General features: G+C 65.4%; 14 protein-coding genes. 11 read left to right on the forward strand and 3 right to left on the reverse strand.

The genetic code is table 11. From position 1 onward, the window contains the following. Nucleotide 1 precedes the first annotated feature (1 nt). The 7 genes from rutF (at nucleotide 2) to G7026_RS19140 (ending at nucleotide 5471) form a co-directional block, all read left to right on the forward strand. The gene (rutF, locus tag G7026_RS19110) at nucleotides 2–532 is read left to right on the forward strand and encodes an NADH-dependent FMN reductase RutF (protein WP_181072525.1); all 531 of its coding nucleotides are present in this window, start codon (nucleotides 2–4) and stop codon (nucleotides 530–532) included. A 298-nt stretch (nucleotides 533–830) separates the two neighbouring features. Beyond that, the gene (gene dksA / locus G7026_RS19115; RefSeq protein ID WP_181072527.1) at nucleotides 831–1235 is read left to right on the forward strand and encodes an RNA polymerase-binding protein DksA; all 405 of its coding nucleotides are present in this window, start codon (nucleotides 831–833) and stop codon (nucleotides 1233–1235) included. 7 nt (nucleotides 1236–1242) lie between these two features. Next, the gene (gene zigA, locus G7026_RS19120) at nucleotides 1243–2448 is read left to right on the forward strand and encodes a zinc metallochaperone GTPase ZigA (RefSeq protein WP_181072529.1); all 1206 of its coding nucleotides are present in this window, start codon (nucleotides 1243–1245) and stop codon (nucleotides 2446–2448) included. Then, complete coding sequence (locus G7026_RS19125) at nucleotides 2448–3086, forward strand: DUF1826 domain-containing protein (protein ID WP_181072531.1); 639 nt, start codon at nucleotides 2448–2450, stop codon at nucleotides 3084–3086. Before zigA ends, G7026_RS19125 begins: the two co-directional genes overlap by 1 nt. Before the next feature lie 142 nt (nucleotides 3087–3228). Continuing rightward, nucleotides 3229–3822, forward strand: coding sequence for an IMPACT family protein (locus G7026_RS19130; protein WP_181072533.1), 594 nt, complete (start codon nucleotides 3229–3231; stop codon nucleotides 3820–3822). Between the two features lie 440 nt (nucleotides 3823–4262). Further along, the gene (locus G7026_RS19135; protein WP_181072535.1) at nucleotides 4263–5213 is read left to right on the forward strand and encodes an adenosine deaminase; all 951 of its coding nucleotides are present in this window, start codon (nucleotides 4263–4265) and stop codon (nucleotides 5211–5213) included. A gap of 78 nt (nucleotides 5214–5291) precedes the next feature. After that, entirely contained in the window at nucleotides 5292–5471 is a 180-nt protein-coding gene (locus G7026_RS19140; protein ID WP_181072537.1) for a hypothetical protein, read from the forward strand. A 12-nt stretch (nucleotides 5472–5483) separates the two neighbouring features. Here G7026_RS19140 and G7026_RS19145 read toward each other — a convergent pair whose 3' ends face one another. Then, the gene (locus G7026_RS19145; protein ID WP_181072538.1) at nucleotides 5484–6659 is read right to left on the reverse strand and encodes a multidrug effflux MFS transporter; all 1176 of its coding nucleotides are present in this window, start codon (nucleotides 6657–6659) and stop codon (nucleotides 5484–5486) included. Between the two features lie 325 nt (nucleotides 6660–6984). On the opposite strand from G7026_RS19145, the gene G7026_RS19150 reads away from it, so the two are divergent. Continuing rightward, nucleotides 6985–7608 carry a TetR family transcriptional regulator gene (locus G7026_RS19150; protein ID WP_181072539.1) on the forward strand — a complete coding sequence of 208 codons (624 nt, stop codon included), beginning with the start codon at nucleotides 6985–6987 and terminating at the stop codon, nucleotides 7606–7608. Between the two features lie 3 nt (nucleotides 7609–7611). Here G7026_RS19150 and G7026_RS19155 read toward each other — a convergent pair whose 3' ends face one another. Further along, complete coding sequence (locus tag G7026_RS19155) at nucleotides 7612–7809, reverse strand: heavy-metal-associated domain-containing protein (RefSeq protein ID WP_181072541.1); 198 nt, start codon at nucleotides 7807–7809, stop codon at nucleotides 7612–7614. Nucleotides 7810–7943: 134 nt separating this feature from the next. Here G7026_RS19155 and G7026_RS19160 point away from each other — a divergent pair, with 134 nt between their 5' ends. Beyond that, on the forward strand, nucleotides 7944–10376 hold the full coding sequence (locus tag G7026_RS19160; protein WP_181072543.1) for a heavy metal translocating P-type ATPase: 2433 nt from the start codon (nucleotides 7944–7946) through the stop codon (nucleotides 10374–10376). Beyond that, nucleotides 10373–10777: a Cu(I)-responsive transcriptional regulator gene (gene cueR / locus G7026_RS19165; RefSeq protein WP_181072545.1), complete on the forward strand. Its 405-nt coding sequence runs from the start codon at nucleotides 10373–10375 to the stop codon at nucleotides 10775–10777. The genes G7026_RS19160 and cueR overlap by 4 nt, the downstream gene beginning before the upstream one ends. Nucleotides 10778–10802: 25 nt before the next feature. On the opposite strand, the gene bfr is transcribed toward cueR, so the two are convergent. Continuing rightward, nucleotides 10803–11267: a bacterioferritin gene (bfr, locus tag G7026_RS19170; RefSeq protein ID WP_138408517.1), complete on the reverse strand. Its 465-nt coding sequence runs from the start codon at nucleotides 11265–11267 to the stop codon at nucleotides 10803–10805. Nucleotides 11268–11499: 232 nt separating this feature from the next. Here bfr and G7026_RS19175 point away from each other — a divergent pair, with 232 nt between their 5' ends. After that, nucleotides 11500–12561, forward strand: a complete 1062-nt coding sequence (locus tag G7026_RS19175) for an efflux RND transporter periplasmic adaptor subunit (RefSeq protein ID WP_181072547.1) — start codon at nucleotides 11500–11502, stop codon at nucleotides 12559–12561. The last annotated feature ends 2 nt before the right edge of the window (nucleotides 12562–12563 follow it).

Consider the following 12563-nt stretch of genomic DNA (forward strand, 5'->3'; position numbering starts at 1 on the left):
CATGCAACTGGCTACCCTCGAGATGATCCGCGACCTGCCGGCGCCGGTGTCCCGGCTCGACTACCGCGACGCCATGGCCCACATGGCCGCGGCGGTCAACATCGTCACCACCGACGGTCCGGCCGGACGCGCCGGCTTCACCGCGACCGCGGTGTGCAGCGTCAGCGACGAGCCGCCGACCCTGCTGGTCTGCCTCAACCGCTCGGCCTCGGTTCACCCGGTGTTCACCGCGCACCAGTCGCTGTGCGTGAACACCCTGTGCGACGACCAGCGCGCGCTGTCCAACCTGTTCGGCGGCAAGACCGAAATGGCCGAGCGTTTCGCCGCTGCCAACTGGACCACCGCCGTGACCGGGGCGCCGCTGCTCGAGGGGGCGGCGGTGTCGTTCGACTGCCGCATCAGCCACAGCACCAGCGTCGGCACCCACGACATCCTCTACTGCGAAGTGCTCGCCGTGCGCCAGCGCGACGCCGCCGACGCGCTGGTCTACTTCGGCCGCAACTACCACGGGCTGCCCGGCGCGGCCTGCTGATACGGTCGTTTTTTGTGCAGCGGTCGGGGACGCCTAGTCTCGACCGCGATTGCTCCGACACCCCTTTTTCGCGGTCAAGACCGGTTCCGTAGACGCCCCGCCATCTTGGCCGCAGGGCACGATGCTCTGGTGCCCGCCCCGCCTCTCCCCACCGCGCGCTTTGGCTTTGTGGGAGCGGTCGGGGACCGCCCAGTCTTGACCCCGACGGGGCTCAACCTCCCCCGGATAACAAATAGCATTCGCCACCGAGCCGCAGAATGTTATGTTATAACAATTAACTCATCGTCGACCGAGCGCCATGACAGAAGCCGAACTAATCGCCCAGCCCGCCGGGCACTACATGAACGACGAGCAACAGGCGTTCTTTCGCGACCTGTTGCTCGCCCAGCGCAGCGACCTGCAGCAGCGCATCTCAAGCGAATTCGCGGACCTGCGCGAGCAGGAGCCCAGCAGCGATCCGGCCGACGTGGGCAGCGCCGAAGAGCAGCGCCAATGGCAGCTGCGCGTGCTCGAGCGCAACAAGAAGCTACTCGACAAGATCGACGAGGCCCTGCAGCGCCTGGCCCGTGGCGAATATGGCTGGTGCCGCGAGACCGGCGAGCCGATCGGCCTCAAGCGCCTGTTGCTAAGGCCCACCGCCGAGCTGGGCATCGAAGCCAAAGAGCGCCAGGAAGCGCTTGAAAAACATCACCGCAACGCCTGAGGACCCCATGGATAACCGTCTCCCCGTCACCGTGCTGTCCGGCTTCCTCGGCGCCGGCAAGAGCACCCTGCTCAACCACATTCTGAAAAACCGCGAAGGCCGCAAGGTCGCGGTGATCGTCAACGACATGAGCGAGATCAACATCGACGGCAGCGAAGTTCAGCGCGACGTCAGCCTCAACCGCGCCGAGGAAAAACTCGTCGAGATGAGCAACGGCTGCATCTGTTGCACCCTGCGCGAGGACCTGCTCGAAGAGGTCGCCACGCTTGCCCGGGACGGCCGCTTCGACTACCTGCTGATCGAATCCACCGGTATTTCCGAACCCCTTCCGGTCGCCGAGACCTTCACCTTTCGCGACGAACAGGGCCAGAGCCTGGCGGACCTGGCGCGCCTCGACACCCTGGTCACGGTGGTCGACGGGGTGAACTTCCTGCGCGACTTCCATGAGGCAGAGAGCCTCGAAAGCCGCGGTGAGACCCTGGGCGAGGACGACGAGCGGTCGATCACCGACCTGCTGATCGAACAGGTGGAGTTCGCCGACGTCATCCTCATCAGCAAGATCGATCTGATCTCCGGCGCCGAACGCGACGAGCTGACCGCCATCCTGCGGCGCCTGAACACCCAGGCCGAGATCCTGCCGATGAGCATGGGCGCGGTGCCGCTGGCGAAGATCCTCGACACCGGGCGTTTCGACTTCGACCGTGCGGCCGAGGCGCCGGGCTGGCTCAAGGAGCTGCGCGGCGAGCACGTCCCGGAAACCGAGGAATACGGCATCGCCTCCAGTGCCTATCGCGCCCGTCGTCCGTTCCATCCGCAGCGCTTCTTCGATTTCCTCAACCGCGAGTGGAGCAACGGCCGCCTGCTGCGCTCCAAGGGCTTCTTCTGGCTGGCCAGCAAGCCGCAGGAAGCCGGCAGCTGGTCCCAGGCCGGCGGCCTGATGCGCCATGGTTACGCCGGCCGCTGGTGGCGCTTCGTTCCGCGCAGCCAGTGGCCGGACGACGATGACGGAGTGCAGGCGATCATGCGCAACTGGCACGAGGACATTGGCGATTGCCGCCAGGAACTCGTGTTCATCGGACAGAACATCGACTTCGCCCGCCTGACCGCCGAGCTGGACGCGTGCCTGCTCGATGAGACGGAGCTGGCCGCCGGTAGCGAGGCCTGGCTGGGCCTGCCCGATCCGTTCGGCCCCTGGCACGAGGAGGCGGCTTGATGCTGGCGCTGCAACGATCATTCGAGCCGCAACAGCGATTCGGTGACGAGCCGTCGGTGCTCGGCGAAGCCCTGCACGAGGGAGTCAACCTGGCGGTCTGGCAACGCTCGCTCTCACCGGAACTGCGCGCCTTCTGCCAGGCCGTCGCGGGCAATGCCGCGCCGCTGGCCGAGTCGTTGGTCCTTGATGTAGCGGGTGAAACTTCCAGCACACTCGCATCTTTCGCAACGGCCTATCGCAGCCTGGATGGCTACTCGGCGTTTGTCGATGACGTGACCTGGCTGACCGACGCCTTTGCCTGCCTGGTCGATGCCAGGCGGGTCGGTATCAGGCTGCGCCTGCTGGACAAGGCGATGTGTCCGCGCTTCCACGTGGACCACGTGCCGTTAAGGCTGATCACCACCTATGCCGGGACGGGCAGCCACTGGCTGCGCGAAGAGGCGATGCCGCGCCAGCGCCTGGGCGATCCGGCCGCCGAACCGATTGAGCCGAGGATGATCGAGCAGCTCCGGACCGGTGCCGTCGCACTGTTCAAGGGCGAGAAATGGCAAGGCAACGAGGGCGCCGGGATCGTCCATCGGTCGCCACCGAGCGATGGCAGGCGACGGTTGATCCTGACCCTGGACTGGTTGGCCTGAGTTCGCAGCTGCTCGGCATCGCTCATCGGACACGCTCATTCCAGGCCGTCCTCGCCTGGCGATTTGCCCTGACGCGGCAGCGCGGACGCCAGCTAACCGCAGGACCGTTAAACTACAGGCCCATCCTTGCCACGTTACCGCCATGCCTTTCAGCCTGACCGCCCCCTGCGACTACCAGGAAATCATCCGCAAGAGCCGCTTTCTCGCACACGCGGCGCCGGTCGCCAGTGCCGCCGAGGCCCAGGCATTCATTGAGCAGGTGAACGATGCCAGCGCGACGCACAACTGCTGGGCCTGGAAAGTCGGTGCGCAGTACCGCTTCAGCGACGACGGCGAGCCGGGCGGTACTGCCGGCAGGCCCATGCTCAGCGCCATCGAGGGGCAGGACTGCGACCAGGTGGTGGTCGTCGTCACCCGCTGGTACGGCGGCATCCAGCTCGGCACCGGTGGTCTGGCCCGCGCCTATGGCGGTACGACGGCCAAATGCCTGCAGGCCGGCGAGCGTGTCGAGTTGGTCGCGCTCAGCCGCTGGCGCTGCCACTGCCCCTTTGCCGAACTCGCGCTGTTGAAGGCGCGCCTGATCGATCTCGGCGCGCAGCTCGAACAGGAGCACTTCAATGGCACAGGCGCGGAGCTGGTCATCGCCTTGCCGCAAGCCGGCGTCGATGAGCTACGCCAGCTACTGGCGGACATCAGCCGCGGGCAAATCAGCCTTCACGCGTTCGACTCCGTTTAGAGCACCTTGCCCACAAATACTGTGGAGCCAATTGTGGATAACCTTTGGATGAGTGGCTGAGATACTGGCACGGCGGGGCCTGCGCAAAACTGCTCACTTAATGAACAAAGCTTGCGCGGCGGACGAAATTTGTCGCTCAACTTACTGAAATGTAGAAATTTTTTTGAAACAAGACCGAACTATCAAGGTGATATCAGCCCGACCGGCCGTCGCGCCAGTTATGCCAGAAAACCGGGGAAAACTCTGTGGATAACCTGCTGGATAACCTCGCGAGGCCTGATCGGTAGCGGGTTTCACGCGGCTGATCATTTCTTCGACACTTCACCGTCGCGTCATCAAACTGCCACGGGACGCAGGTAAACCCACGCGCCGCTGGCATATGACTTGCTCCGGCCCCTCGTTAGAATGAGCTTCTTTGCCGAACGCTCGGGGATTCGATCATGTACGACTGGCTCAATGCCCTGCCCAAAGCCGAGCTGCATCTGCACCTGGAAGGCTCGCTGGAACCGGAGCTGCTATTTGCCCTCGCCGAGCGTAACAAGGTGACGCTGCCCTGGGCCGACGTAGAGACGTTGCGCAGCGCCTACGCCTTTAACAACCTGCAGGAATTCCTCGATCTCTATTACCGCGGCGCCGATGTACTGCGCACCGAACAGGATTTCTACGACCTCACCTGGGCCTACCTGCAACGCTGCAAGGCGCAGAACGTCATCCACACCGAGCCGTTCTACGACCCGCAGACCCACACCGAGCGCGGCATTCCCTTCGAGGCCGCGCTGGAAGGTATCCGCGCCGCGCTCAGGGATGGCCGCGAGCAACTGGGCATTACCAGCGGCCTGATCCTGAGCTTCCTGCGTCACCTGCCCGAAGAGGAGGCGTTCAAGACCTTCGAGCAGGCGCTGCCCTACCGCGACGCCTTCTTCGCCGTCGGCCTGGACAGTTCGGAGCTGGGCCATCCGCCGAGCAAGTTCGAGCGCGTGTTCCAGCGCGCCCGGGAAGAAGGCTTTCTGGCTGTCGCCCACGCCGGAGAGGAAGGCCCGCCCGAGTACATCTGGGAAGCGCTGGACCTGCTCAAGGTGAGCCGCATCGACCATGGCGTACGCGCCGCGGAAGACCCGCGACTGATCGAGCGACTGGTCGACGAGCAGATCCCGCTGACCGTCTGCCCGCTGTCCAACACCAAGCTCTGCGTGTTCGACGATATGAGCCAGCACAACATCCTGCAGCTGCTCGAACAGGGCGTGAAGGTCACGGTCAACTCGGACGATCCGGCCTATTTCGGCGGCTACGTGACGGAGAATTTCATGGCCTTGCACGAGGCTCTGCAGATGACCCGCGAGCAGGCCGAGCAGCTGGCACGCAACAGCCTGGAGGCTCGTCTGGCGGGCTAGACCAAAGTCGATTGATCGGAGTCAAGGCAGGACTTGGATCAACGTCTAGACTCAGGGTCCATTTCCTGGAGGTGGACCATGGACATACTCGTTTGCCCCAACCGATCAGCCCGCAACGGCGCCTGGCAGGTCCGCCTGAACACCCATCAGGTGTCCTTTCGCAGCGAAGCCGAAGCCAGAGCCTTCGTCGACCTGCTGCAGAGCCGTCTTGCCGCGCCTCATCCGTTGCCCCGACAACCGCTGGCCCAGGGCGCCTGAACGCCGCCTCACCTAGGCGAGGCGGTGGCCGCGAGCGGTCCAGTAGACCACGGCAACGGCCAGCAGCCCGCACAGGCTGAACGTCGCCGCCAGCGGCATGGCCGTGCCGTTGTGCAGCAACCCGACCAGCGTTGCGAAGCCGGCAGCAGCGCTGAACTGCAAGCAGCCGAGCAGGGCCGACGCGCTGCCGGCATTGGCGCCCTGCCCGGCCATTGCGCAGGCAGTCGAATTGGGCAGGATGCAGCCAAGGCTGGAAATGCAGACGAACAGCGGTATCAGGAGCGGCCAGAGCATCGGCGGGCGCAACGCCGCGACCACCAGCAGCGCCAGCGCGCTGACGAAATACACCAGGATCCAGCGCTGCAACCAGAACTCCGGTCCGCGCAGACGCATCAGCCGTGCGTTGATCTGCGCCATCACGATGAAACCCGCCGCATTGATGCCGAACAGCCAGCCGTAATGCTCCGGCGCAACGCCATAGAGCTCGATGAACACGAAGGGCGAACCGGCGATGTAGGCAAACATCCCGGCCATGGCAAAACCACCGGTCAGCGCATTGCCCAGGAACTGTCGGTCACCGAACATCCGCCGATACTGGCCCAGCGCGCCGGATATCGGGGCCGGCGCCAGGCCCTTGGGGTAGGTTTCCGGTAGCCAGAGCGTGACTGCGATCAGGCAGACGCCACTGAACAGGGTCAGCGCGACGAAGATCGATGACCAACCCAGGTGTGCCAAGAGCAGCCCGCCCGCCACTGGTGCCAGGATAGGCGCCAGCCCCATCACCAACATCAGCTGCGAGAACACCTTGGCGCTGGCCATGGGGTCGCATAGATCGCGCACCACGGCGCGGGCGACCACCATACCGGCGCAGCCGCCCAGGGCCTGAACGAAGCGTGCACCGATCAGCCAATCCATCGACGGCGCGAACGAGCAGGCCAGCGAAGCCAGCGTGAACAACGTGACACCGACCAGCAGCGGCCGCCGACGCCCATAGCGGTCGGCCAGCGGGCCATAGAGCAATTGCCCGATGGCCAGCCCGATGAAGTAGGCGGCCAATGACTGCTGGACATGCTCCACGTTGGTATCGAAGGCCCGGGCGATTGTTGGAAATGCAGGTAGGTAGAAATCGATGGCCAATGGGCCGAAGGCGCTCAGGGCGCCGAGAATCAAGAGAATCCGCAGAGGCATTGCCTACTCCAAAACATGGAAAACCCCTCGCGATGGCGGTGGGGAACCGACGCGATGCCTGAGCTTGGACATTTACAGGGGCGCAAGATGCTGTTACATACACTGTCGATTGTAAACCTATGATCGCTTCTTGTGGACCGCTACCCTGAGCGCGCACTACCAAAGCACGCGCCCCGCCAGTGCGGTTGCGTCACCACGACGCTGATGAGCAGCGGAAAAGTTTGCGACCCGGAAATCCCCTAGGGGCAGGAGCGAGCCGTCTGGCTCGCAGTATTCGCCACCTGACCCGGCACCACGCCGGGCGACACCTTTTGAACGACCGTCCATGCGCCGAACCAAAGAAGACGCCGAAAAAACCCGCATCGCCATCCTGGCTTCAGCCGAACGGCTGTTTCTCGAGCGCGGCGTGGCCCATACCAGCCTCGATCAGATCGCCCGCGAGGCGGGGGTCACACGTGGCGCCATCTACTGGCATTTCGAGAACAAGGCGCACCTGTTCCACGAGATGCTCAACCAGGTCCGCCTGCCGCCCGAGCAACTCGCAGAACGACTGAGCCGATGTGACCAACAACAACCCCTGCGGGTGTTGCGCGATCTCTGCGTGGAAGGGATCGAAACCCTCGGTCACGACGAGCAAAAGCAGCGCATCCTCACCATTCTGCTGCACCGCTGCGAATTCACCGACGAGCTGCGCGAGGCCGAGGAGCGCCACAACGCCTTCATCGATCAGTTCATCGATACCTGCGAGCAACTGATGATCTGCGCTGAAAAGCACCTGCGTCCTGGCGTGACGCCGCGCCTGGCGGCTCTGTCGGTACACGCGCTGATGATCGGCCTGTTTACCGACTGGACCCGCGACCCGACGCTCTATGACGCCAAGACAGATCCGGCCGCGCTGATCGACCCGCTGTTCCGGGGCTTGCTCGCCGATGGCCTGAGCCTGGACTGAACCTCAGCCGGACACGACCCGGTAACCCTCTTCCTCTATCGCCTTGCGGACTTCGGCAGCGTCCAGCCTGCCGTCCGCCTCGACGAGGCCACTGCCCAGGTCGACGCGTACCTGCGCGTCGGGATCAAGTCGCTTGATCGCCTCGCTCACGGCGCGCTTGCAATGAGCGCAGGTCATCCCCTCTACAGTAAAACGCTGCATGTTCTTCTCCTCCGGTGTGAGCCTTGGATTCTCGACCTTGCCGCCTGGGCAAGGTCAAGCTGAATCTGGAGTGCGTATCTGCTTGACCTTCCCATAAGGTCAAGGTTGATCATGTGGGACACGAGGAGGTTCCCATGACCCAAGCCCACGCTACGACGTTCGACCTGCCCGTTTCCGGAATGACCTGCGCCAGCTGCGCCGGACGCGTCGAGCGCGCCCTGCAGAAAGTGCCGGGGGTCGAAAGCGCGCAGGTCAATCTGGCCACCGAGCAGGTCCGCATCGAGGCAGGCGAAGCCACACTGCCGCCGCTCATCGAGGCGATCGAAAAAGCCGGCTACGGCGTGCCGCTGCAATCCCTCGAACTGTCGATCGATGGCATGACCTGCGCCAGTTGCGCCGGCCGGGTCGAGCGCGCGCTGCTCAAGGTGCCTGGGGTAAGCGGTGCTGCGGTCAATCTGGCCAGCGAACGAGCCCGTGTCAGTGTCGCCGGCGTACCAGACGCCGACACGCTGATCAAAGCCGTGGAAGCCGCCGGTTACGAGGCGCATCTGACCGACACACAATCGCAAGACAGCAATGACCCTGGCGCGCGCCTGCAGCGCGAGCGCTGGACCGTCATCGCGGCGTTGCTGCTGGCTGCGCCACTGGTGCTGCCCATGCTCGGCTTGCCGTTCGGACAGCACTGGATGCTGCCGGCCTGGGTGCAGTTCCTCCTGGCGACACCGGTGCAATTCCTGCTCGGCGCACGCTTCTACGTTGCCGGCTGGAAAGCCGTGCGAGCCGGTACCGGCAACATGGATCTGCTGGTCGCGCTCGGTACCAGCGCCGGTTACGGGCTGAGCCTTTACCTGTGGTGGGCAACCCCGCCCGGGCAGATGCCGCACCTGTACTTCGAGGCCTCCGCGGCCGTCATCGCCCTGGTGCTGCTGGGCAAGTACCTGGAGAGCCGCGCCAAACGCCAGACCAGCGCCGCCATCCGCGCCCTTGAAGCGTTGCGTCCGGACCGGGCGGTGCGGGTCATCGACGGCAAGGAGCAGGACGTGCCGCTCGCCGAGTTGCGTCTGGGCGATCTGGTGCGAATCGTTCCCGGCGGACGTTTTCCGGTGGACGGTGAAGTGGTCGAGGGCGAAAGCCAGGCCGACGAGGCGCTGATCAGTGGTGAAAGCCTGCCGGTGGCAAAGGGCCCTGGCGACCGCGTCACGGGCGGTGCGATCAACGGCGACGGACGCCTGCTGGTGCGCACCACCGCGCTGGGGAGTGAGACCGTGCTGGCGCGGATCATCCGTCTGGTCGAGGATGCCCAGGCCGCCAAGGCGCCGATCCAGAAGCTGGTCGACCGGGTCAGTCAGGTGTTCGTGCCGGCGGTGCTGGCCGTGGCGCTGCTGACGCTGGCCGGCTGGCTGCTGGCGGGCGCATCGGCCGAGGTCGCGCTGATCAACGCGGTGGCCGTGCTGGTGATCGCCTGCCCCTGCGCCCTGGGCCTCGCTACGCCGGCGGCGATCATGGCCGGCACCGGCGTGGCGGCACGCCACGGCATCCTGATCAAGGACGCCGAAGCGCTGGAGATCGCCCACCGCGTCAGCGCCGTGGCCTTCGACAAGACCGGCACCCTGACCTCCGGCGAACCGCGCATTGTCCATCTGCATGCCGTCGGGGGCGACGAAGCGGCGCTGCTGCGCCAGGCGGGCGCCCTGCAGCGCGGCAGCGAACACCCGCTGGCCCGCGCGGTGCTCGGGCGCTGCGAAGAAATGAACCTGACGCTCGATGAGGTCGCCGACAGCCGCTCGCTGACCGGCCGCGGTATCGAGGGTCGCCTGGATGGTCGCGCGCTGGCCCTGGGCAACCGTCGCCTGCTCGAGGACAACGGCCTGCAGCCAGGCGAGCTCGCTGAACGGGCGCAGGCCTGGGAAGCCGAAGGCCGCACGCTCTCCTGGCTGATCGAGACGGCTCCACAGCGGCGCGTTCTCGGCCTGTTCGCGTTCGGCGATGGCATCAAGGAAGGCGCCGCCGGCGCGCTGGTGGCGTTGCGTGAACGTGGCATCGACAGCCACCTGATCACCGGCGACAACCAGGGCAGCGCCCGAGCGGTCGCCCGGGCGCTGGGTATCGACGACGTGCATGCCGAGGTATTGCCGGCGGACAAGGCCGCCACGGTCGCCGAGTTGAAAAACGGCGGTGCGGTGGTCGCAATGGTCGGCGACGGCATTAACGACGCGCCGGCACTGGCCGCGGCGGATGTCGGCATCGCCATGGGCGGCGGCACCGACGTGGCCATGCACGCGGCCGGTATCACCCTGATGCGCGGCGACCCGCGGCTGGTCCCCGCGGCGCTGGAGATCAGCCGGCGCACCTACCGCAAGATCCGGCAGAACCTGTTCTGGGCGTTCATCTACAACCTGGTGGGCATTCCGCTGGCCGCCTTCGGCTTTCTCAACCCGGTCGTGGCGGGCGCCGCCATGGCGCTCTCGAGCGTCAGCGTGGTGAGCAACGCGCTACTGCTCAAACGTTGGAAGCCGGCAATGGCAAGCGCCGCGTCAGATGCGCCGGCACAGGAGGCACGCGTATGAACATCGGTCAGGCAGCCAGCCGCAGCGGCCTCTCGGCCAAGATGATCCGCTACTACGAGTCCATCGGACTGATCTCGCCCGCCGGGCGAAACGCCAACGGCTACCGGCGCTACAGCGACGATGACCTGCACCGTCTGGCCTTCATCAAGCGCTCGCGTGATCTGGGATTTTCACTGGAAGAAGTGAGCCGGCTGCTGACCCTCTGGCAGGACCGCCAGCGCGCCAGTGCCGACGTCAAGGCGCTGGCCGGTGCACACATCGACGACTTGAACCGGCGCATCGCCGAGCTGGCAGGGCTGCGCGACACCTTGCAGGAGCTGGTCGATCACTGCCACGGCGACGGCCGGCCGGACTGCCCGATCCTGAAGGATCTGGAGTCAGGGGGATGTTGTCGAGCCTGAAGCTTCCGGCTTCCGGCTGCTTTTCCTACACCTGCGCCTGCAGATAGTTCTGCAACCCGATGCGGTCGATCAGCCCCAGCTGCTGTTCGAGCCAGTAGGCATGATCTTCTTCGGTGTCGTGCAATTGCACGGCCAGCAGGTCACGGGTCGGGTAGTCGCCATGCGCCTCGGCCAACGCGATGCCCTTGGCCAGCGCCTCGCGCACCTTGTATTCCAGCGCCAGGTCGCTGCGCAGCATCTCCGGTACCGTCTGCCCAGGATGGATGGCTTCGGGCGTCATGTCCGGCGTGCCTTCGAGAAAGAGGATGCGCTGCAGCAGCACATCGGCGTGCTGGGTCTCCTCCTCCATTTCGTGATTGATCCGCTCGTAGAGTTTGGTGTAGCCCCAGTCGGCATACATCCGCGAATGCAGAAAATACTGGTCGCGCGCGGCCAGCTCGCCTCGCAGCAGCTCTTTGAGGTACTCGATGACCGGGGTTTGACCTTGCATTGCGCGCTTCCTCGTTAAATGGCGACTCCAGGCTGGCAAGGATCCCATAGAACTAAACCGGGTCAAGCGCTTCACACCTTGGGTACTGCTGCCAACTGCCGCACGTATGCCTTCTGGTTACGAACCAAAACCAGACGCAGGCGTCTACTTTGCTACCCTCAAAGCGCCGATACGCCGCCACGTCGATACCCGAGCAGGAGCCCGGATGCTGCCCTTCTCCACGCGCCGATCCATGCGAAACCTTCGCCCCGTCACTCTGCTGATGACCCTGACTCTGCTGGTGCTGTCCGGCTGCGCGGAAGAAGAACCGCAACCACCGCCGCCGCGGGTCGCCTTCGTCGAGACGCTCAAGCCGGCCGAGCCGGAGCCCGAGGCGCTGCGTTTCGCCGGGGAGGTCGAAAGCGTCACCACCACCGAGTTGTCGTTCCAGGTGTCCGGACGGATCGAACGCATCCTGGTCGACGAAGGCGCGCGGGTAACACGGGGCCAGCCGCTGGCCCAACTGGATCGCACCGACTACGAACTCCAACTGCGTGAAGCCAGTGCCCGCCATCGCCAGCTCCAGGCGGACCTGGCACGCAGGCGCCTGCTGTTGGCTGAGGGCATCCTTGCGCCGGCGGCCATCGAGCCGCTGGAAGCCGAGCTGGTGGCCGCGGCCGTGGCGCGTGACGCCGCCCAGCGCAACATCGGCTACACCACCCTGACGGCGCCTTTCGACGGCGTGGTCGCGCAGCGCATGGCCGAACCGGACATGGTGGTCGGCAGCGGCACGCCTGTCCTGCGCATGCAGGACAACCAGCACGTGGAAGTCGGCGTCGACCTCTCCGAGAACGCAGCCCTGAGCATTCCGCTGGGTCCACAACTGCAGGCCGAAGGCCAGCTGGTGATCGCCGAGGACGTGACCCTGCCGCTGCGCTACAAGGAGCACAGCACCCAGCCACGCGAAGGCTCGCGTACCTATCGTCTGATCCTTCAGGGCGAACCGCCCGCCGACTACAACCTGCTGCCCGGCATGGCCTTGCGTGTCAGCCTGCAGCGCCCCGCAGCGCCCAGCCAGCAGGGCCAGGGCCACTATCGAATGCCGGTCTCGGCATTGCAGACCGCGTCGGACGGCAGCCATTTCGTCTGGCTCGCCGTCGACGGCCAGGCGCAGCGCGGCGCCGTCGAGGTGCTTGGCGTCGAACGTGAGCAGGTCGTGATCCGTACCGATCTCGGCGCCGATGCGCAGATCGTCGTTGCCGGCGGCAGCAAGCTGTCCGAAGGCCAGCCCATCCAAGCCAAACAGCGGAACTGAGC

Origin of the sequence: Stutzerimonas azotifigens, from assembly GCF_013522725.1 — a bacterium.
GTDB lineage: Bacteria > Pseudomonadota > Gammaproteobacteria > Pseudomonadales > Pseudomonadaceae > Stutzerimonas > Stutzerimonas azotifigens_A.